This window comes from Streptomyces luomodiensis (genome assembly GCF_031679605.1).
Taxonomy (GTDB): domain Bacteria; phylum Actinomycetota; class Actinomycetes; order Streptomycetales; family Streptomycetaceae; genus Streptomyces; species Streptomyces luomodiensis.
The window spans coordinates 2,831,340-2,852,079 of the sequence record NZ_CP117522.1; the positions used below are offsets into that span (position 1 = coordinate 2,831,340).

Annotated in this window: 16 protein-coding genes; 6 read left to right on the forward strand and 10 right to left on the reverse strand. The window is 72.9% G+C overall.

Features of this window, described 5'->3' with window-relative positions:
- Positions 1 to 8: 8 nt before the first annotated feature.
- From murD to rsmH, 7 genes are all read right to left on the reverse strand, one after another.
- Positions 9 to 1,460, reverse strand: a complete 1,452-nt coding sequence (murD, locus tag PS467_RS12160; protein ID WP_311035278.1) for a UDP-N-acetylmuramoyl-L-alanine--D-glutamate ligase — start codon at positions 1,458 to 1,460, stop codon at positions 9 to 11.
- Positions 1,457 to 2,524: a phospho-N-acetylmuramoyl-pentapeptide-transferase gene (gene mraY / locus PS467_RS12165; RefSeq protein ID WP_311035279.1), complete on the reverse strand. Its 1,068-nt coding sequence runs from the start codon at positions 2,522 to 2,524 to the stop codon at positions 1,457 to 1,459. The genes murD and mraY overlap by 4 nt, the downstream gene beginning before the upstream one ends.
- An 8-nt stretch (positions 2,525 to 2,532) precedes the next feature.
- The gene (locus PS467_RS12170; protein WP_311035280.1) at positions 2,533 to 3,963 is read right to left on the reverse strand and encodes a UDP-N-acetylmuramoyl-tripeptide--D-alanyl-D-alanine ligase; all 1,431 of its coding nucleotides are present in this window, start codon (positions 3,961 to 3,963) and stop codon (positions 2,533 to 2,535) included.
- Positions 3,964 to 4,025: 62 nt separating this feature from the next.
- Positions 4,026 to 5,786, reverse strand: coding sequence for a UDP-N-acetylmuramoyl-L-alanyl-D-glutamate--2,6-diaminopimelate ligase (locus PS467_RS12175; protein WP_432280575.1), 1,761 nt, complete (start codon positions 5,784 to 5,786; stop codon positions 4,026 to 4,028).
- 12 nt (positions 5,787 to 5,798) lie between these two features.
- Positions 5,799 to 7,781, reverse strand: coding sequence for a peptidoglycan D,D-transpeptidase FtsI family protein (locus tag PS467_RS12180; RefSeq protein ID WP_311035282.1), 1,983 nt, complete (start codon positions 7,779 to 7,781; stop codon positions 5,799 to 5,801).
- Between the two features lie 142 nt (positions 7,782 to 7,923).
- Complete coding sequence (gene ftsL / locus PS467_RS12185) at positions 7,924 to 8,433, reverse strand: cell division protein FtsL (protein WP_311035283.1); 510 nt, start codon at positions 8,431 to 8,433, stop codon at positions 7,924 to 7,926.
- Complete coding sequence (rsmH, locus tag PS467_RS12190; protein ID WP_311035284.1) at positions 8,430 to 9,392, reverse strand: 16S rRNA (cytosine(1402)-N(4))-methyltransferase RsmH; 963 nt, start codon at positions 9,390 to 9,392, stop codon at positions 8,430 to 8,432. Before rsmH ends, ftsL begins: the two co-directional genes overlap by 4 nt.
- 410 nt (positions 9,393 to 9,802) lie before the next feature.
- On the opposite strand from rsmH, the gene PS467_RS12195 reads away from it, so the two are divergent.
- The 4 genes from PS467_RS12195 to PS467_RS12210 all read left to right on the forward strand — a co-directional run bounded on the left by PS467_RS12195 (position 9,803) and on the right by PS467_RS12210 (position 15,463).
- On the forward strand, positions 9,803 to 10,357 hold the full coding sequence (locus PS467_RS12195; protein ID WP_311035285.1) for a beta-class carbonic anhydrase: 555 nt from the start codon (positions 9,803 to 9,805) through the stop codon (positions 10,355 to 10,357).
- Between the two features lie 233 nt (positions 10,358 to 10,590).
- A complete protein-coding gene (locus tag PS467_RS12200) occupies positions 10,591 to 11,646 on the forward strand; it encodes an AAA family ATPase (protein ID WP_268971483.1) in 1,056 nt (351 codons plus the stop codon).
- Complete coding sequence (locus tag PS467_RS12205; protein ID WP_311035286.1) at positions 11,646 to 13,037, forward strand: DUF58 domain-containing protein; 1,392 nt, start codon at positions 11,646 to 11,648, stop codon at positions 13,035 to 13,037. The genes PS467_RS12200 and PS467_RS12205 overlap by 1 nt, the downstream gene beginning before the upstream one ends.
- On the forward strand, positions 13,034 to 15,463 hold the full coding sequence (locus PS467_RS12210; protein ID WP_311035287.1) for a transglutaminase TgpA family protein: 2,430 nt from the start codon (positions 13,034 to 13,036) through the stop codon (positions 15,461 to 15,463). The genes PS467_RS12205 and PS467_RS12210 overlap by 4 nt, the downstream gene beginning before the upstream one ends.
- A 268-nt stretch (positions 15,464 to 15,731) precedes the next feature.
- Here PS467_RS12210 and PS467_RS12215 read toward each other — a convergent pair whose 3' ends face one another.
- From PS467_RS12215 to PS467_RS12225, 3 genes are all read right to left on the reverse strand, one after another.
- A complete protein-coding gene (locus tag PS467_RS12215) occupies positions 15,732 to 16,124 on the reverse strand; it encodes an SCO2097 family morphological protein (protein WP_030831620.1) in 393 nt (130 codons plus the stop codon).
- Positions 16,125 to 16,391: 267 nt separating this feature from the next.
- On the reverse strand, positions 16,392 to 17,174 hold the full coding sequence (locus PS467_RS12220; protein WP_311035288.1) for a methyltransferase: 783 nt from the start codon (positions 17,172 to 17,174) through the stop codon (positions 16,392 to 16,394).
- A gap of 132 nt (positions 17,175 to 17,306) precedes the next feature.
- Complete coding sequence (locus PS467_RS12225; RefSeq protein WP_311035289.1) at positions 17,307 to 17,837, reverse strand: SAV_6107 family HEPN domain-containing protein; 531 nt, start codon at positions 17,835 to 17,837, stop codon at positions 17,307 to 17,309.
- Between the two features lie 241 nt (positions 17,838 to 18,078).
- On the opposite strand from PS467_RS12225, the gene PS467_RS12230 reads away from it, so the two are divergent.
- Positions 18,079 to 18,699 (forward strand): TetR/AcrR family transcriptional regulator, encoded by a 621-nt coding sequence (locus PS467_RS12230; protein ID WP_311035290.1) that lies wholly within the window; start codon positions 18,079 to 18,081, stop codon positions 18,697 to 18,699.
- 400 nt (positions 18,700 to 19,099) lie between these two features.
- On the forward strand, positions 19,100 to 20,656 hold the full coding sequence (locus tag PS467_RS12235; RefSeq protein WP_311035291.1) for a phytoene desaturase family protein: 1,557 nt from the start codon (positions 19,100 to 19,102) through the stop codon (positions 20,654 to 20,656).
- The last annotated feature ends 84 nt before the right edge of the window (positions 20,657 to 20,740 follow it).

Sequence of the window (20,740 nt, forward strand, 5' to 3'; positions counted from 1 at the left end):
CCGGCGGGCTACTGATCGTCCGTGACCCGGCCGGAGGCCAGGTCACGCACTGCCGCGGCGAAGGCGTCGCCCCGCTTGTTGTAGTTGGTGAACATGTCCATCGAGGCACAGGCCGGGGCCATCAGGACGGTATCGCCCGGCCGGGCGAGCCGCGCCGCTTCGCGCACAGCCGCCGCCATCGCCCCAGTGTCGGTCCGGTCGAGGTCCACGACCGGGACATCCGCTGCGTGTCGCGCGAGCGCTTCGCGGATCAGGGCACGGTCCGCGCCGATCAGCACGACGCCGCGCAGCCGCTTGGCCGCCGTAAGGACGAGTTCGTCGAAAGTGGCTCCCTTGGCGAGGCCCCCCGCGATCCACACGATGTGCTCATAGGCGCCCAACGACGCCTGGGCGGCGTGGGTGTTGGTCGCCTTGGAGTCGTCGACGTAGGTCACGCCGTCGACGTCCGCGACATGCTCCACCCGGTGCGGATCGGGCCGGAAGGCGCGCAGCCCGTCCCGCACGGCCGTCGGCGGGACGCCGAAGGAGCGGGCCAGGGCCGCCGCCGCGAGGGCGTTGGCGATGTTGTGCGGGGCCGGCGGGTTCACATCGGAGACCTCGGCGAGCTCCTGCGCCTGCTTCTGCCGGTTCGCCACGAAGGCCCGGTCGACGAGGATGTTCTCCACGACGCCGAGCTGGGAGGGGCCGGGGGTGCCGAGGGTGAAGCCGATGGCCCGGCAGCCCTCCTCGACGTCGGCCGCGCGCACCAGGTCCTCGGTGGCGGGGTCGGCCACGTTGTAGACGCAGGCCACCTGGTTGCCCTCGTAGATCCGGCCCTTGTCGGCCGCGTACGCCGCCATGGAGCCGTGCCAGTCGAGGTGGTCGGGGGCGAGGTTGAGCACCGCCCCGGAGTGGGCGCGCAGCGAGGGCGCCCAGTGCAGCTGGTAGCTGGAGAGCTCGACGGCCAGCACGTCGTACGGCTCGTCGCCCAGCACGATGTCCAGGAGCGAGACGCCGATGTTGCCGACGGCGGCGGTGCGCAGCCCGGCCGCCTCCAGGATGGCCGCCAGCATCCTTACGGTGGTCGTCTTGCCGTTGGTGCCGGTGACCGCGAGCCAGGGCGGGGCGTCCGGGCCGCGCAGCCGCCACGCCAGCTCCACATCGCCCCAGACGGGCACGCCGGCCTCGGCGGCGGCCAGGAAGAGCGGGCTGGTGGGCTTCCAGCCGGGGGTGGTGACGATCAGTTCGGTGCCCGGGGGGAGGGTCTCCCCGTCGCCGAGGCGGACCGTGATGCCCAGTGGCTCCAGCTCGGCCGCCTGGACGCGCTGTGCCTCGCCGTCGCTGCCGTTGACCACGGTCACCGAGGCCCCGAGGCCCCGCAGCGCACGCGCTGCGGGGACCCCGGAGACGCCGAGCCCGGCGACGGTGACCTGCCGTCCGGCGAGGTCGGACACGTCGAGGTGGGCGGCGCCGGACGTCACGATGCCCGCCACCCCGCGTAGAAGAGGCCGAGGCCGACAATCACGCACATGCCCTGGATGATCCAGAACCGGACCACCACAAGGACTTCGCTCCACCCCTTGAGTTCGAAGTGGTGCTGGAGTGGCGCCATCCGGAAGACCCGTCGCCCGGTGGTCCGGAAGGAACCGACCTGGATGACCACGGACATGGTGATCAGGACGAACAGTCCACCGAGGAGGGCCAGCAGCAGCTCCGTACGGGAGCAGATGGCCAGGCCCGCGAGCGCGCCGCCGAGCGCGAGCGAACCGGTGTCCCCCATGAAGATCTTGGCGGGCGAGGTGTTCCACCACAGGAAGCCGAAGCACGCGCCCATCAGGGCGGAGGCGACGACCGCGAGGTCGAGGGGGTCGCGGACCTCGAAACAGGACGCGGGGTTGGTCAGGGTCTGCGCGTTGGCGCAGGACTCCTGGTACTGCCAGACGCCGATGAAGGTGTAGGCGCCGAAGACCATCACGGAGGCGCCGGTGGCCAGTCCGTCGAGACCGTCGGTGAGGTTCACCCCGTTCGACATCGCCAGGATCATGAACAGCGCCCAGATCGCGAAGATCACCGGACCGAAGGACCAGCCGAAGTCCTGGACGAAGGAGAGCCGGTCGGAGGCGGGCGTCTGCTGGCGCGCGTCGGCGAAGTTCAGCGCGAGGACTGCGAAGGCGATACCGACGATCAGCTGACCGGCCATCTTGGCCTTGGCCCGCAGACCCAGGCTGCGCTGCTTGACGATCTTGATGTAGTCGTCGAGGAAGCCGACCAGGCCCATGCCCGCGAACAGGAAGAGCACCAGCACACCGGAGAAGGACGGCGGCTTGCCCGTGATCACCTTCGCCAGGGCGTAGGCGATCAGCGTGGCCAGGATGAAGGAGATACCGCCCATGGTGGGCGTGCCCTTCTTGCTGCCGTGCGTCCGCGGACCGTCATCCCGGATGTACTGGCCATAGCCCTTGCGCGCCAGCAGCTTGATCAGCAGCGGCGTGCCGATCAGGGTCAGGAAGAGCCCGATGGCTCCCGAGAAGAGGATCTGCCTCATGCCACCCATCAGCGGACGCCCTCACCCTTGCCCTCGAGCAGCGCCTGCGCGACCCGCTCCAGCCCCACCGACCTGGAAGCCTTCACCAACACGACGTCCCCCGGTCGCAGCTCGCTGCGCAGCAGATCGACCGCTGCCCGCACGTCGGACACGTGCACCGACTCCTCACCCCACGAACCCTCGTTCTTGGCGCCCATGTTCAGCCAGCCGGCCTCCCGGCCGCCGACCGCCACGAGCTTGCTGACGTTGAGCCGGACGGCCAGCCGCCCGACCGCGTCGTGCTCGGCCAGTGACTCCTCGCCCAGCTCGGCCATCGGGCCGAGCACCGCCCACGTGCGACGCCCCGGTGTAGCAGCGCCCATGGCGACCAGCGCGCGCAGCGCAGCTCGCATGGACTCGGGGTTCGCGTTGTAGGCGTCGTTGACGACCGTCACGCCGTCCGAGCGCTCGGTGACCTCCATCCGCCAGCGGGAGAGCTGCCCCGCCTCGGAGAGCGCCACGGCGATCTCGTCGACGGACATGCCCAACTCATGGGCGACGGCGGCCGCGGCGAGCGCGTTCGACACGTGGTGCTCACCGTACAGGCGCATGGTCACGTCGCTGCACCCGGTAGGGGTGTGAAGCGTGAAGGCGGGCCGGCCGCCGTCGGCGAGCCGGACATTCCCGGCACGCACATCGGCGTCCTCGGCCTCGCCGAACAGGACGGTACGGGCCTTGGTGCGCGACGCCATGGCGCGCACCAAGGGGTCGTCGGCGTTGAGCACCGCCACCCCGCCGTCCTCGGCCGCCGGCAGCGCCTCCACCAGTTCGCCCTTGGCCTCGGCGATCTGCTCCCGGCCGCCGAACTCCCCGATATGGGCGGTGCCGACGTTGAGCACGAGTCCGATACGGGGCGGGGTGAGGTCCGTCAGATACCGGATGTGGCCCTTACCGCGGGCACCCATCTCCAGCACCAGGTGCTGGGTGGCCTCGTCGGCGCTCATCGCGGTGAGCGGCAGACCGATCTCGTTGTTCAGCGAGCCCGGCGTCCATACGGTCGGGCCGCGGCGCTGGAGCAGCTGGGCGATGAGGTCCTTGGTGCTGGTCTTGCCCGCGGAGCCGGTGAGCGCGACCACGGTGACGCCCAGCCGCTCCACGACGGCGCGCGCGAGCGCCCCCATGGCGGCGATGACATCGGGCACGACGATCGCCGGTACGGGAGCGTCTGCGGTGCCGACGGGACGGGCGGCCAGAACCGCCGTGGCGCCGGCCTCGACCGCGCCCCGCGCGAAGTCGTGGCCGTCCACGCGCTCCCCGGGGAGCGCGGCGAAGAGGCTGCCGGGCCGCACCTCGCGGGAGTCGATCACGACAGGGCCCGTGACCTTCAGGTCCGGGTCCGGTATGTCGTGCGGCTGTCCACCGACTAGGCCGGCGATCTCGGTGAGGGACAGTGCGATCACTGATCACCTCCGGCCGTGCGGGAGAGCTGCCTGGAGGGTGCTGGTGCGCGCATGGCGGTCTGTCATCCCTGGTCGTCTTGGTGTTTGTCCCAGTGCTGTGCGCTCGCCCCGGGGCACGAGGCATCGCGCCTGTGGGCTCGCTCACTGAGCTCGATGGCTTCGCGGAGTACCTGGCGGTCGTCGAAGGCACGGACCACGCCGGCGATGTCCTGGCCCAGCTCATGGCCCTTGCCCGCCACGATGACGGTGTCACCGGGCGCGGCACGGGCGACGGCGGCCGCGATGGCGTTGGCCCGGTCCTCCTCGACCAGCACATCACCGCGCTCGTGGGCGGGCACCTCGGCGGCACCCGCGAGCATGGCGGCGAGGATCGCGAGCGGGTCCTCGGAGCGGGGGTTGTCGGAGGTGAGGACGGCCGTGTCGGCGTACCGGGCCACCGCGGCGCCCATGGGGCCGCGCTTGAGCCGGTCGCGGTCCCCGCCACAGCCGAGAACGGCGTGCAGCTTGCCGTCGGTCACCTTACGGAGCGCACGCAGCACCGACTCCACGGCGTCGGTCTTGTGGGCGTAGTCCACGACGGCGAGGTAGGACTGGCCCACGTCCACCCGCTCCAGCCGGCCCGGTACGCCGGGGACGGCGGCGATGCCGTCGGCGGCCGTCTGCGGGTCGATCCCGGCCACGGCGAGCGCCACCACGGCGGCGAGCGCGTTGGACACGTTGAAGGGGCCCGGAAGGGGCGCGGCGGCCCGTACGGACTGGCCGTCCGGACCGAGGACGGTGAAGGTCGAGCCGAGCGGGCCGACCTCCACGTCCGCGGCGCGCCAGTGGGCGTCGGGGTGGCCCTCGGCGGAGAAGGTGGTGACGGGGACCTCGGACTGCTCGATCAGCCGCCGGCCGTACTCGTCGTCGTAGTTGATCACTCCGGCGCGGCTGCGGGCCTTGGTGAACAGCTGGGCCTTGGCCTGGAAGTAGTCCTCCATGCCGGAGTGGAACTCCATGTGCTCCGGGCTGAGGTTGTTGAAGACGGCGACGTCGAAGACGCAGCCGTCGACACGGCCGAGGACCAGGGCGTGGCTGGAGACCTCCATGACGACCGCACGGACGTCGCGCTCGCGCATCACCGCGAACAGGGCCTGGAGATCGGTGGCCTCGGGGGTGGTGCGCTCGGACTTGATGCGCTCGTCGCCGATCCGCGTCTCCACGGTGCCGATGAGACCCGTAAGGCCGCCGTCGTGCTTCGCGGCGGCCCTGAGGCCGCCCTCGATGAGATACGCGGTCGTGGTCTTGCCGGAGGTGCCGGTGATCCCGATCTGCAGCAGGTCGTGACCCGGCTCGCCGTAGATCGTGGCGGCCAGCGCGCCCATCCGGCCGCGCGGGTCCTCCGCCACCAGGACCGGCAGCCCGGTGGCCGCGGCGCGCTCGGCGCCGGCCGGGTCGGTCAGCACCGCGACCGCGCCCAGGTCGGCCGCCTGGGCGGCGAAGTCCGCGCCGTGGAGGCGGGCACCGGACAGCGCGGCGTACACATCGCCGGGACGTACGGCCCTCGAGTCATGGGTGATCCCGGTGACCGCGGCCCCCTCCGGGGCCTCGGGGGCTTCGACGCCCAACTGATCCGCCAGCTCCGCGAGCGGGATCGGGCGGACCTGGAGAGGGCGGGGCGCTCCCGGGTATTCCACAGAAACGTCCTTCTGAGGGGTTTGGGACTGGTCAGCGTGGGGCACGGCGGTGAGCGTACCCGGCACACCCGCTCCCCCGCGAAATGAGACGGGGAAGCGGGCCCGTACCGGACCGTGGTTCCCGGGATCCGGCGTGATCGTCATCACTACTGGGTCCGTTCACTGGCCCGGGTCATAGCTCACGGCGAGCCGTTCCGGCTGCTTCCCGGACGGCCGGACCTGTAGGGCCTTCAGACCGAACTCCATGACCTTCTTGTAGACCGGCCCGCAGACCTGACCGCCGAAATAGCTGCCCTTGGTCGGGTTCTGAACGGCACAGTAGACGGTCAGCCGGGGTTTGTCGGCCGGGGCGAAGCCGGCGAAGGACGCGGTGTAGCCGCGGTAGCGGCCGGTCTTGGGGTCCACCCGGTTGGAGGTGCCGGTCTTGCCCGCGACACGGTAGCCGGGGATCTTCGCCTTGGTACCGGTGCCCTCCTCGTCGTCGACGACCGACTCGAGCATCGCGGTGAGCGTCTTCGCGGTCTCCTTACTGACGACACGGGTCCTCTTGGGGGCGGGCGCGGCCGTGAAGTCGCCGTCCGGCCCCCGGGTGCCGCGGACGAGGGTGGGCGCGATGCGCTCACCGCCGTTGGCGATGGTGGAGTACACCGAGGCCGCCTGGACGGCGTTGAGCGACAGCCCCTGGCCGAAGGGAATCGTGTACTGCTGCGAGGCGCTCCAGTCCTGCGGCTGGGCCAGGATGCCCGGGGTCTCGCCGGGGAAGCCGAGCCCGGTGGGCCGGCCGATCCCGAACTTCCGCAGATAGGAGTAGAGAACCCGGTTCTTCTCCCGCTTGGTCTTCCCCAGCTGCTCGGTGGCGAGGATGGTGCCGATGTTGCTGGACTTGGCGAGCACGCCGTTGAGCGTGAGGTACCAGGTCGGATGGTCTATGTCGTCGGCGAAGGCCCGGTCCGCGCGCCGCAGCCGGTTGGGGACCACCACATGGGTGTCCCACCGCGCCGCGCCCTCCTGGAGGACGGCGGCCATGGACATCAGCTTGCTGACGCTGCCGGGCTCGTAGGCGTCGGAGACCGCGGCGTTGCCCAGGGCGTCGGCGTCCGACGTGGTGATGTCGTTGGGGTCGAAACCGGGCGCGTTGGCCATCGCCAGTATCTGCCCGGTGCGGGTGTCCTGGACGATGACGTAGCCGCGGTCCGCCCCGGACTTCTCGACCTGGTCGGCGATGGCGCTCTGGGCGGCCCACTGGATGTCGCGGTCGATGGTCAGCTCGATGTCGCTGCCGGGGACCGCCGGCTGCTCCTTGACGTCACCGGTGGGCACCTGGTGGCCACCGGACTGGGCGTAGACGCGCCTGCCGTCCTTGCCCGCGAGCTTCTTGTTCAGCTGCTGCTCCAGCCCGGCGGCGCCGCGGCCGTCGGCGTCCACGAAGCCCAGCAGCCCGGCGGCCAGGTCCCCGTTCGGATAGACCCGCTTGCTGTGCGCCTCACGGTTGACCCCAGCCAGGACATTGGTGCCCTTGCCCTTGGCCGCCGAGTCGTCCAGGGCGCTCTTCAGGTCCTTGATCTGGTTCCAGACCTGCGGGGACTGCTGCCGGGCCAGCACCACGTACTTCGACGTGGGGTTGTCGGTGAGCTTCTTCTCCAGGTCCGCCTGGTCCTTGCCGAGGATCGGCGCGAGCAGGGCCGCGGCCCGGCGCGGCGCGTCCCGGGTCTTGGCCGTCTCGGGCGTGAGGAGGTCGGGGGCGGCGGTGATGTCGTACGCGTCCACGGTGGTGGCCAGGTCGACACCGTCGCGGTCGGTGATGGAACCGCGCTCGGCGGACAGCGTCACCGGGATGTAGCGGTTGACGTTGGCCTTGGCCGCGTAGGCGCTGGCGTCCACGGCCTGCACCTGGAGCAGCCGCACCACGAAGACCAGCATGACGAGGGTGAGTCCGAGGCTGATCAGCCGCAGCCGGGGGCGCGGGCTGCCCAGCCGCAGCGGCTGGGGGCCACCGGGGCGCGGGCGCCGGGCCGGACGGCCGGACGGCCCTCCCGGGCGCCCGTCGGCGCGGCGCGGCGCGCCCTTGCGCGGGCGGCGGTCACCGCCCGGCCCGGCCGGACCGGGCACCCTGCGGCGGCGGGGGTCCTGGGGCCCGGTCACGCGACGACCGCCGTCGGTCCAGCGGCCGCCGTCGGTCCAGCGGCCGTCCACGGTTCAGCGGCCGTCCACGGGGCGTGTGCGGTGGTCGGCGCGGACGGGCTGGACGGGGCGCGGGCTGGGGATCGCGTCACCGTGTCACCTCCTAGGGGGCCGGGGTGGACTTCGCGGAGGCGGAGGCGGAGGGGGCGGCCGGAGCGGCCGGTGCGGCCGGCGACGCGAGGACGGACGGTACGGGCGCCTTCGACGGCGTGCGCGCGAGCGCGGACGGCGGCACGGGCCTGGGGGCGCCGAGCACCGAGGGCTGCTCCGTGGCGGGGGTGGGCACGCCGCTGACCGTGCCGTCCGGGTTGAGGAAGGCGGGATTGCCGCCGGGCACCATCCCCAGCTCACGGGCGCGCCGCTCCAGCTCGCCGGGCGCGGAGAGCTTGTCGACGTCCTGCTGGAGCGCCTGGCGCTCGTCGGTGAGCTCCTTGGTCTGCTTCTCGAGCCTGCTGAGCTCGAACGAGCCCTGGTTGAGGGAGGAGTTCAGCAGCAGCAGCGCGATCAGGCCGGAGCCGAGCAGGACCACGACGAGCAGCACGAAGGGCGTGCGCTTGGCCGTGGTCCCCCCCGGCACCGGCCGGCCTTTCGCCCCCGCCCCCCGCGTGCTCAAGGTGCCACCTCTTCCCGGATGCGCTCGGCCGCCCGGAACCGGGCCGGAGCGGCTCGGCGGTTCTCGGCGATCTCCTCCTCGGTGGGCAGCTCCGCGCCACGGGTGAGCAGCTTCAGCCGGGGCTGGTAGCGCTCGGGGACGATCGGCAGCCCGGGGGGTGCCGTATGGCTGGCACCGGCCGCGAACACCTGCTTGACCAGGCGGTCCTCCAGCGAGTGATACGACAGCACGGCGATCCGCCCGCCGACCGCGAGCGTCCCGACGGCCGCCGGAATGGCCCGTTCCAGGACCGCGAGCTCGCCGTTGACCTCGATGCGCAGCGCCTGGAAGGTGCGCTTGGCCGGGTTGCCGCCGGTGCGCTTGGCGGCCTGCGGCAGCGCCTCGCGGATCAGTTCGACGAGCCGGGCGCTGGTGGTGAACGGCTCCTTGGCGCGCTCGCGCACCACCGCGTCCACGATCTTCTTGGCGAACTTCTCCTCGCCGTACGCCCGCAGGATGCGCACCAGCTCACCCGGCGGATAGGTGTTGAGCACCTCCGCCGCGCTGACCCCGGTGGTCTGGTCCATCCGCATGTCCAGCGGGGCGTCCTGGGCGTAGGCGAAACCGCGCTCGGCCTCGTCCAGCTGCATGGACGACACGCCGAGGTCGAAGAGGACCCCCTGGACGCGCGGCACACCGAGCCGGTCGAGGACCTCGGGCAGCTCGTCGTAGACCGCGTGGACCAGCGTCGCCCGATCGCCGTACGGGGCGAGCCGCTCACCGGCGAGCCGCAGCGCGGCCGGGTCGCGGTCGAGGGCGATCAGCCGGACCTCGGGGAAGTCGCGCAGCAGCGCCTCGCTGTGGCCGCCGAGGCCCAGGGTGCAGTCGACCACGACCGCGCCGGGCTGGGCGAGAGCGGGGGCCAGCATGTCCAGACAGCGCTGGAGCATGACGGGAACATGGAGAGCGTTGCTGCTCATTGCGCTGCTCGTGCGCCCTTCTTAGGGTCGGGCGAGGAAGGCACGCACCTCCGGGTCCCCACCCGCTCTGAAGGGGAAGCGGCCTACTGGCGCCGGGGAAGTGACGTCAGGCGACCGGAGCGGGAGGAGGCCGAGGGGTACGTACGCACCGCGCTCACGCGAAATTCCGGGATCCGAGGGGAGCGTCACGCCTCCCACTTCGCGCCACTTTAGTGCACTCGTCCCTTCGGTCAACCAACCGGCCAGCGCGTCCCGGCCCAGGGGTGACATCACCGCCCCCCGTGCGCCGCACAGCGCGGCCCACGGGGTTGTGGATTGCCTCACATCACCCCTTCGGCCCACCCGGTTGCCCTCGTTTGCACTACCTAAAGAGAAGACAAAATCCGCTGGTGAGAGGTAGCGTCATAGCCATGTCGATATCAGCGCCGCAGCCGAACCCGCCCGCCGACCGCGACGCCCGCACGGGAGAGACGGTCACCGACAGCCTTGTGGAGGCCAACCGCAAGTACGCCGAGAAGTTCACCGACCCCGGGATGGACGCGCGGCCCGTGCGGCGCGTCGCCATCGTCGCGTGCATGGACGCCCGTCTGGACCTGCACGAGGCGCTCGGCCTGGAGCTGGGCGACTGTCACACCATCCGCAACGCGGGCGGTGTGGTCACCGATGACATCATCCGATCCCTGACCATCAGCCAGCGCGCGCTCGGGACCCGCAGCGTCGTGCTCATCCACCACACCGGCTGCGGTCTGCTGAACCTCACCGAGGACTTCCGGCACGAGCTGGAGGAAGAGGTGGGCCAGCGGCCGTCGTGGGCGGTCGAGGCGTTCCGGGACCTCGACGCCGATGTCCGCCAGTCGATGCAGCGGGTGCGCACCTCGCCGTTCCTGTTGCACACCGACGATGTCCGCGGTTTTGTCTTCGATGTGACGACGGGTCTGCTGCGGGAGGTCGCGCCGCGGGCGTGAGACGACGCCGAGGGGGTGCTGAGGGGATTCAGCACGATTCAGCACCCGAACTCGCACAAGCATGACAAATAACCCCGGGTTATCCACAGCCGAGTGACGCGAGGCCGCGGAGACCGCAAGAATGCATAGGTGACATCGCCCCCCGCGACCACGCGGGGGACCGATGGCGGCGTTTGCGGTGGGCCGGTCCGTTCCGAGGGCAGCGGCCCTGAGAACGGGCCGAGGAGGGCCGGGTGACGACCTATGACGAGCGAGCGAGCCTCAGCGATCTGACCACCACAGCTGAGCGGGTCCGCCGGTCGGTGGAGGGTGTGATCGAGGGCAAGCCCGAGGTCGTACGGCTTTCGCTGACCGTGCTGCTCGCCGAGGGGCATCTGCTGATCGAGGACGTCCCGGGCGTGGGCAAGACGATGCTGGCCAAGGCGCTCGCCCGGTCCATCGACTGCTCCGTGCGGCGGATCCAGTTCACCCCGGATCTGTTGCCGTCCGACATCACCGGCGTGAGCATCTTCGACCAGCAGCGCAAGGAGTTCGAGTTCAAGCCGGGCGCCATCTTCGCCCAGATCGTGATCGGCGACGAGATCAACCGCGCCTCGCCCAAGACCCAGTCCGCGCTGCTGGAATCGATGGAGGAGCGCCAGGTCACCATCGACGGGCAGAGCTATGAGCTGCCCAACCCGTTCATGGTGGTGGCCACCCAGAACCCGGTCGAGATGGAGGGCACCTATCCGCTGCCCGAGGCGCAGCGCGACCGCTTCATGGCCCGGGTCTCCATCGGGTATCCCAGCCCGCAGGCCGAGCTGGCGATGCTGGACATCCACGGCGGTGTCTCCCCGCTGGACGACATGCAACCCGTCGCGCACGCCCATGAGATCGCCAAGCTGGTCGAGACGGTGCGCACGGTGCACGTCGCCGAGGCCGTCCGGCGGTACGCGGTGGACCTGGTGGCCGCCACCCGCAACCACCCGGATCTGCGGCTGGGCGCCTCGCCCCGGGCCACGCTGCATCTGCTGCGGGCCGCCAAGGCGTCGGCCGCGCTGGCCGGGCGGGACTTCGCGCTGCCGGACGATGTGCAGTCCCTCGCCGTCCCGGTGCTGGCGCACCGGCTGCTGCCCACCGCGCAGGCCCAGCTGAACCGGCGCACCTCGGAGCAGGTCGTCGCGGACATACTCCAGCGCACCCCGGTGCCCGCCTCCGGCCCGCGCGGCGCGGGTGCGATGCCGCCGCCCATGCCGCCCATGCCCCCGGCCGACTACGGCCGGCAGCAGCCGGGCGCGCGGAGGCTGTGATGACCGCAGGGGGGACGGACATGGGGCCCGAGGGCACCGGCGGCGACGGGGAGCGCTCGGGCGGGCTGCGGGCCGCCCTCGCCGGTCTGACGACCCGCGGCCGTTCCTTCCTGGCCGCGGGGGTGGCCGCCGCGGTGTGCAGCTACATCCTGGGCCAGGCGGATCTGCTGCGGGTCGGGCTGCTGCTGGCCGCGCTGCCGCTGGTCTGCGTGGCCGTGGTCCACCGCACCCGGTACCGGGTGGCGGGCAGCAGGCGGCTCACGCCCGCGCGGGTCCCGGCGGGCACGGAGGCCCGGGTGCATCTGCGGATGGACAATGTCTCGCGGCTGCCCACCGGGCTGCTGATGCTCCAGGACCGGGTGCCCTATGTGCTGGGGCCGCGCCCCCGGTTCGTGCTGGACCGGGTGGAGCCGGGCGGGCGGCGCGAGGTGTCCTACCGGGTCCGCTCGGATCTGCGTGGCCGCTATCCGCTGGGCCCGCTCCAGCTGCGGCTGAGCGATCCGTTCGGGATGTGCGAGCTCACCCGCGCCTTCAGCGCCTATGACACGCTCACGGTGGTGCCCCAGGTCGAGCCGCTGCCCCCGGTGCGCCTGACCGGTGAGGCCGCGGGGTACGGGGACGGACGGCACCGCTCGCTGGCGCTGGCCGGTGAGGACGATGTCATTCCGCGCGGCTATCGCGTCGGCGACGATCTGCGCCGGGTGCACTGGCGGTCCACCGCGCGCTACGGGGAGCTCATGGTCCGCCGGGAGGAGCAGCCGCAGCGGGCCCACTGCACGGTGCTGCTGGACACCCGGCGCACGGCCCACCACGGCTCAGGGCCCGGCTCGGCCTTCGAATGGGCGGTCTCCGGGGCGGCGTCGGCCGCGGTCCACCTGCTGGAGCGGGGCTATGCGGTCCGGCTGCTGACCGACTCCGGAAGCTCGGTGCCGGGCCCGGACGGCGGCGGTGGGTTCGCCGGTTCCAGGCACGACTCGGCGGAGACGGCCGGGCTGATGCTGGACACCCTCGCCGTGGTGGACCATTCCGACGGCGGAGGGCTCTCGCCCGCCTATGAGGTGCTGCGCGGCGGCGGTGAGGGGCTGCTGGTGGCCTTCCTGGGCGATCTGGACGAGGAGCAGGCGGCGATGGCCGCCCGGATGCGGCACCGCACCACGGCGGCGGTGGCGTTCGTGCTGGACGGCGCGGCCTGGTCGCGCGGGGCGGGGTTCGGGGACGGACCGGAGCTGCGGGAGCGGCTGCGGCGGCTGCGCGAGGCGGGGTGGACGGCGCTGCCGGTCGGTCCGGGGGCCTCGCTGGCACAGCTGTGGCGGCAGGCCGACGGCCAGGGCGCCACCCGGGCGGAGGCCGAGGGCCCCGCGGTCGGCGGTATGACAGGGAGCTGGGCATGAGTGGAAGTGTTCGGCTCGCGATATGCGCGACGCTGGCCACGGTGGCGGCGGCCGGTGCGCTGCTGCCGCTGGTGGATCCGGCGAGCTGGCTGCTCCAGGCCGTCCTGCTGCTGGCGGTGCAGAGCGCGGCGGGCGTGGCGGCCCGCCGGGTGCCGCTGGCCCGCCCGCTGACGGTGGCCGTGCAGGCTTTGGTGACGCTGCTGCTGCTCACCGTGGCCTTCGTGCGCGAGCAGGCGCTCGGCGGGCTGCTGCCGAGCCCGCAGGCGTTCCACGAGTTCGCGCTGCTGCTGCGGGACGGCGCCGACGACGTGGGGCAGTACGCGATCCCCGCGCCGCTCACCGACGGCATCCGGCTGATGCTGGTGGGCGGGGTGATGGTGATCGGCCTGGTGGTCGACGCGCTGGCGGTGACGTACCGCAGCGCGGCCCCCGCCGGGCTTCCGCTGCTCGCGCTGTACTCGGTCGCGGCCGGTCTGTCCGACGGCGGGAACGACTGGCTGTGGTTCCTGCTGGCGGCGGTCGGCTATCTGCTGCTGCTCCTGGCCGAGGGCCGGGACCGGCTGTCCCAGTGGGGCCGCGTGTTCAGCGGGGGCGCCCCGCATCCGCCGGGGATGCCGCCGTCCGGCCTGGCCGGGGCCGGCGGCGGCCCGGCGCTCGCCCCGGTCCGCACCGGCCGCAGGATCGGCGTGCTGGCGCTCGGCATCGCGCTCGCGGTGCCCGCGGCGCTGCCGTCCCTGGACGGCGGGCTGCTGGACCGGCAGGGCAGCGGCGGCGGGTCGGGCAGCGGCGGCGGCACGATCTCGGCGGTCAATCCGCTGGTGTCGCTCCAGGACAGCCTGAACCAGCCGGAGAACAAGGAGGTGCTGCGCTATCGCACCTCCTCGCAGACCACCCAGGACCTCTATCTGCGGATCGTCGCGCTGGACCAGTTCGACGGCACCTCGTGGAAGTCGTCCGAGCGGCATGTCACCGATGTGCCCAGCCAGCTGCCCTCACCGGCCGGGCTCGGCCCCTCGGTCAGGGTCTCCTCGATCGACACCTCGATCACGGCCGCCGAATGGTACGCGCAGAACTGGCTGCCCCTCCCCTACCCCGCTTCCCGGGTCGAGATCGACGGGCGCTGGCGTTATGAGCCGGAGGGCCGCACGCTGGTCGGCGACCGCGGCCAGACCACCCGGGGCGCGCGCTACCGGGTCACCAGTCTGCTGGTGGAGCCGACGGCCGAGCAGCTGGCGGACGCACCGGCGCCGCCTTCGCGGCTGCGGAGCGAGTACACCAAGGTGCCGGATTCGTTGCCGCCCATGGTGGCCCGTACGGCGCGGGAGGTGACCGCCGGCGCTGCCAACGCGTACCAGAAGGCGGTCAAGCTCCAGGACTGGTTCGCGGTGAGCGGAGGGTTCCGCTACGACACCCAGGTGCAGTCCGGCAGCGGCTCGGCCGCCATCGTGCGGTTCCTGAAGCAGAAGGAGGGCTTCTGCGTCCACTTCTCCTTCTCGATGGCGGCGATGGCCCGGACCCTGGGCATCCCGGCGCGGGTGGCGGTGGGGTTCACTCCCGGCACCACCGAGGCGGACGGTTCGGTGTCGGTGGGCCTGAAGGACGCGCACGCCTGGCCCGAGCTGTATTTCGAGGGCGTGGGCTGGACCCGTTTCGAGCCCACCCCGAGCCGTGGCACCCAGCCCGACTACACGATCGACCAGACGCCCTCGGGCGACCCGTCCGACGAGCCGACGGCCGAGCCCAGCGCGTCCTCGGAGCCGACGGCCGCGCCGACCGCCTCCGAGAGCTGCACCGCGGAGATGAAGAAGCTGGGCACCTGCGGCGGCGCCGCGGCCCAGCAGCCGGACAGTGGCGCCTCGGGCGGGGGCTGGTCGGCGACCAAGGTCACCAGCTGGAGCTCACTGGCGGTGCTGCTCGTCGTGGTGCCCCTGCTGCCCATGCTGTGGCGGCGGCGGATACGGACCCGCAGACTGGGCGGCTCGGGCGGACGCACGGAGCAGGACGCCGCCGACCGGGTCCTGGCCGCATGGCGGGAACTCACCGATTCGGCCTGGGACTTCGGCGTGCTGCCGGACGACTCGCTGACCTCGCGCAGAGCGGTGGCCCGCATGGTGCGGATCGCCGACCTCGACGACGAGTCGGCCCGTGCGGCGCAGCGGGTGGCCACGGCGGTCGAGCAGGTGCTGTACGCACCGCGGCCGCGTCCGGCCGCCGGGGTCGCGGACGACGTCCGGCTGGTGCTGGCCGGTTTCCGGGCCAGGGCCGGGCGGCGGGAGCGGCTGCGTGCGCTGCTGGCCCCGCGGTCCGCGGCGCAGCTGATGTGGGCGGCCGGACAGCGCTGGTCCGCGCTGGTCCAGCGGTGGGGAGCCCCTCGCTGGGCCCGCTGGGCCGCCCAGCTGCGGGCCCCTCGGGGCCAGGGGAGCTGATCCGCGGCCGCCCTGAGCCCCCTGCGGTATGCGCAGGGGGTGGGGGCGGTCCGAGGCGCGCCTCGGGCCGCTGCGGGGCTCCTCGTCCTCGGGGTCCTCACGGGGTCCTCGGGATGTCGCGTTGCGTTCGGGGCCTCGGGGTCGCGGGCACGGCCGGAAGGCGATGGAGAGGCCGTCGAGTGGCTGTGCGGCGGTGGAAAGGGCCATGGCACGGCTGAGGGGCGGTCGCCGGTCGGCGACCGCCCCTCAGCCGTTCATCCGTGAATGCTCAGTGGCCCTGCTCGTCGCGGCGCCGCTGCCACCGCTCCTCGATACGCGTCATCATCGAGCGGCGCTGACGCCCCTGACGGCGGGGAGCCGCCCCGCCGCCGCGCTGTGCCTCACCGGGTTTAGGAGCCTTGCGCCAACCGGTCACCGCGAGCACCGCGCAACCCAGCATGATCAGGAAGCCCACCACGCTGATCCAGATCTGGGGAACGATCACTCCGACCATGAGGAGTGCGATGCCCACGAGAAAACCCGCGACCGCCTGGTAGACCCGTCGCCGGGTGTACGTACGCAGGCCGCTTCCCTCAAGCGCTGTCGCGAACTTGGGATCTTCGGCGTACAACGCTCGCTCCATTTGCTCGAGCATGCGCTGCTCGTGCTCCGAGAGCGGCACGGAGTCCTCCTACTCGTCGGTCGCGGGGGGCGACCGAATGCGACCCTTTCAGGATAGGCAGGGAATCGCCCCCGTGAAACCCGCCCCTCAGCGCCAATTCGCCCACCCCCGCAAGCGGGGCGAAAGTTGACGCTGAGACGTCCATTCCCCTCCCGCCGATTGGCCATGCCGGACGGTGTACCTCGATCATACGGGGCCGGACGTCCGATCGGGTGTGCTGTGGCCTACTCCACCGCGCCGCCCGCCGCCCGGCGAGACGCGTGGCGATCAGTCACGCTCGGCGAGAACGTGCAGCTGAGTGGCGACGGAGCGGAACGCGGGCAGCTCGGCGGCGGCCTCCTCCAGCTGCAACAGGGCCTCCAGCGCCCCGGGCTCGGTGTCCACCAGCACCCCGGGGACGAGATCGGCGAACACCCGCACCCCGTGCACCGCGGCGATCTCCAGCCCGGCCGCGCTCACCAGCTCGCACAGCTGGTCGGCGGTGAAGCGGCGCGGCATCGGGTCGCCGGAGCCCCAGCGGCCCTCGGGGTCGGTAAGCGCTTGCCGCGCCTCGCCGAAGTGCCCGGCCAGGGCGCGGGCCAGCACGGCGCCGCCCAGGCCCGCGGCGAGCACACTGAGGGTTCCGGCGGGGCGCAGGGCCGCCGCCGCGTTCCCCAGGCCCTCGGCGGGGTCGTCCACGTACTCCAGCACGCCATGGCAGAGCACCACGTCGTAACAGCCCCGCTCGACCACGTCGAACAGCCCGTGGGCATCGCCCTGGACTCCGCGCACCCGGTCGGCGACCCCGGCCTCGGCGGCCCGCCGCTCCAGCGCGAACAGCGCGTTCGGGCTCGGGTCGACCACGGTGACACGATGGCCGAGGCCGGCCACGGGGACGGCGAAGTTACCGCTGCCGCCGCCCGTGTCGAGGACGTCCAGCGCACCGTGCGCGGCCCCGCCCTCCGCGGCCCTGCGGCCCGCGGCCTTGGCCCGCCGTTCCAGGGCGTCTTTCAGGACCTCCCAGACCACGGCGGTACGGAGGGACGCCCGGGGGCGCTGCGGGTCTGACACGGCGGGTGGCTCCTCGGCGCGGTGCCGCCACCGCCCGGAGGCGGCGACGACGGCTTACTGACGTCGGTGCTCCCAGCCTATTGCCTCCACGGGCCGGGCCGCGCCCACCGGCCACCGGCCGCCGGGCCGCGCTCAGGCGTCCGACGGGCCCGGCCCGCCATCGGGCGGGACCCGGTGGGGCAGGGCGGGCTGGAGCGTCAGCATGCGCTCCACCAGCCGCAGGAACATCGCGGTGGCGCGCAGCAGATCATCCGCGTCCCGGTGGCTCGCCGCGCCCGGTATCCCTGCCTCGGCGCGGGCCCGGCGCTCGGCGCCGGAGGCGAACAGCGCGCTCCACTCGGCGAGTTCGGGAGCGACCTCCGGCAGCACCTCCCAGGCGCTGCGGATCCGGGCGCGGCGGCGCGCGGTGGACTCGGGACGGCCGCGCACGGCGAGCACGGCGGCGGCCGTGCGCAGGGCGGCCAGATGTGCGGCCGCGAAGCGCTCGTTGGCGGTTTCGAGCGCGGTGGCCTCCGCCAGTCCGTGATGGGCCTGGGTGAGCAGGTCGACGGCGGCGGGCGGGGCGGACGCGCGGCGCAGCACGGGGTGGACATCGCTCGCGGGTCCGGTCAACGAGGGGGCAGGGGCGGCACGGTGCCGACGCGCTGCGGCGGTACTGGCCATGACGAACCTCCTGTCGTCGCGTGGCGGCCGGTCGTGTGGTGGAGCGACCGCCGTATGGGGCCATCGTGGGGCACACCACTGACAATCGGCCCTGACCAGTGCGTATGCCCCCGATGCCGGGTCCTTGGCCGCGATCGGCAGGTGTGGTCGCGGTGCGGTCGGTGGAGCGGTCGGTGGAGCGGTCGCGTCCGGAACTGAGGCTGTGAGCGGGAGCACATCGACAGCGGGCAGAATCGGCGCCATGGACAGCAGCAGCACGCGCCGCCAGGCCACACGGCAGAAACTCTTCGAGGCAGCGGTCACCCTCATCGCCGAGCAGGGCTTCTCCGCCACCACCGTCGACGAGATCGCGGAGCGGGCGGGGGTGGCCAAGGGCACGATCTACTACAACTTCGCCAGCAAGACCGTGCTCTTCGAGGAGTTGCTGCGGCACGGCATCGAGCTGCTGACCGCCTCGCTCCAGAACGCCGCCGACGAGAACGCCGAGCGCGGCGGCAGCCATGTGGACGCGCTGGACGCGATGATCCGCGCCGGACTGGACTTCATCTCCCGCTATCCGTCGCTGACCCAGCTGTACGTGGCCGAGCTGTGGCGCACCAACCGCGCCTGGCAGGCCACCTTGATGAGGGTCCGGCAGCGGGCCATAGCGGCGATCGAGGCCGAGCTGCGGGCCGGGGTGGCCGCGCATGAGTTCAGCGGGGACATCGACATCCCGCTGACCGCGTCGGCGCTGTTCGGGATGGTGCTGGTGGCCGCGCTGGACTGGCAGTCCTATCAGCCGGAGCGGTCGCTGGATGATGTGCACGCGGCGCTGTCGCGGCTGCTACAGGGCCGCGTCGGCGGGACGGTGGCTTCCGGATAGCGGCTCCGGAAGCGGCTTCGGCCGTCGAAGGGCATCGGCCGCCGAACAACATCGGCCATCGAACGGCAGAAGGCGCTGTTCCGGCAGATCGACCCCCATCGACCTGACCGGAACAGCGCCTCCCCCCGTAACTCCCCCGTACTTCCCCCGTTGGAGGCTCCTGGTTCCTGAGACTCCCGGTGACTCCCACCATTCCGTCCGGGCCGCCGCGCCGTTCCGCCGCCCCGTGCCGGCGGTGCGGCGTGCGGCCCTTCCGTGTGCTCCACTCTCTCGTCCGCGCAGGTGGCGGCCCATCCGCGCGACTACTCATCTCCCCGCCTGAGTACCTGTACTCAGGTGTGCGCGCTGATCCTCAGGCGCCGTGCCCCGGTTGTCAGTGGGTGCGGATAAAGTCGCGGTCATGGCACGGATTGCGGTGATCGGCTCCGGGATGGGCGCCATGGCGGCGGCCGCGCGGCTTGCCGTGGCGGGCCACCGGGTGGTGGTGTACGAGCGCGGGCGGACCCATGGCGGCGGGGTCGGCCGCTTCGAGCGGGACGGATTCCGGTTCGACACGGGTCCGGGGCTGCTGCACCTGCCCGCCGTCTACCGGGACCTGTTCGTGAAGACGGGCAAGCAGACCCTGGAGCAGAGCGTCGAGCTGGTCCAGGTCGACCCGGCGAGCCGGCACCTCTTCGCCGACGGCACGGACGTCCGGCTGCCCAATGCCTCGCGTGCGGGGGTGCTCCAGGCGCTGGACGGCGCCTTCGGCGCGGGCGCGGGCGAGCGCTGGAGCGATCTGGTCAACCGGGCGCGCGAGGTGTGGGACGCCACCCGCAGGCCGCTGCTGGAGGAGCCGCTGCGCGCCGACTGGCGGGTCCTGGGCCGCGATCCCTATCCGGCCGCGCCCGTGCGGCGCGGATGGCTCGGCGGCCTGTTCGGCCGGGGCGACGCCGACGGCCCGCCCACGCTCGCCGGGGTGGCCCGGCGCGAGCTGGGGGACCCGCGCGCCGCGGCCCTCCTGGAGAGCCATGCGCTGGCGCACGGCCTCGATCCGCGCTCCGCCCCCGCCGCGGCCACCGTGCTGCCCTACATCGAGCAGACCTTCGGCACCTGGTATGTGCGCGGCGGTATGCGGGCGCTCGCCGATGCCCTCCATGAGCGCTGCCGTCAGCGGAAGGTGGAATTCCACTTCGAGGCCGAGGTCACCGGCATCGTGGAGAAGGACGGCCGGGCGGCGGGTGTGGAGCTGGCCGACGGCACTGTCGCGGAGGCCGACGCGGTGGTCTCGGGCACCGACCCGGCGCTGCTGCCCCCGCTGCTCGGCGGGCAGGAGCCCTGGCGGGCGGAGGACGTCCGGCCGGAGCCGGGCGCGGGAGGCGGTGTCCCGGGGCGGCTGACCGTCTTTCTGGCACTGCGCGGCGCCCGCCCCGGCGACACCGCGCACCGCACCGTGGTCCACACCCCGGACCGGGAGGCGGAGTTGACCGCCGTCTTCGGCGACGGCCACGGCCTCCGCGAGCCCTGCGCGCACCCCACGGTGACCGTGCTGCGCCCGGACGACCCCGCGGTGCGCCCGGACGAGGACCACGAGGCCGTCACCCTCACCGCGGTCGTCGCCCCGCACGGCCCGGTGGACTGGACGGACGGCGCGGCGGCTGAGCAGGACGCCCAGCGGCTGATCACCGCCGCCGAGGCCGCGATACCGGGGCTGCGGGACCGGATCCTGTGGCACGAGGTCCGCACCCCCGCCGACACCGGCGCCGAGACGGGCGCCAGGGGCGGTGGCGTCCCGGGCCCCGCGCTCGCCGGAGCGGACGGCGCGTTTCTGCGGCCCGCCAATGTCACCCGGGTTCCGGGGCTGTATCTGGCGGGCGGCTGGGCCCATCCGGGTGGCGGGCTCGCCCATGCCGGGATGTCGGGCGCGCTGGTGGCCGGGCTGATCGTCGAGGGCGAGGACTGGCGCGGCTCCCAGTAACGGGTACCGGCCAGCAGCGGCACCGGTTCAGTGGCCGTACCGGCCGGTTGCCGTACCAGCCGGTGGCCGCGCCGGTCGGTGGCC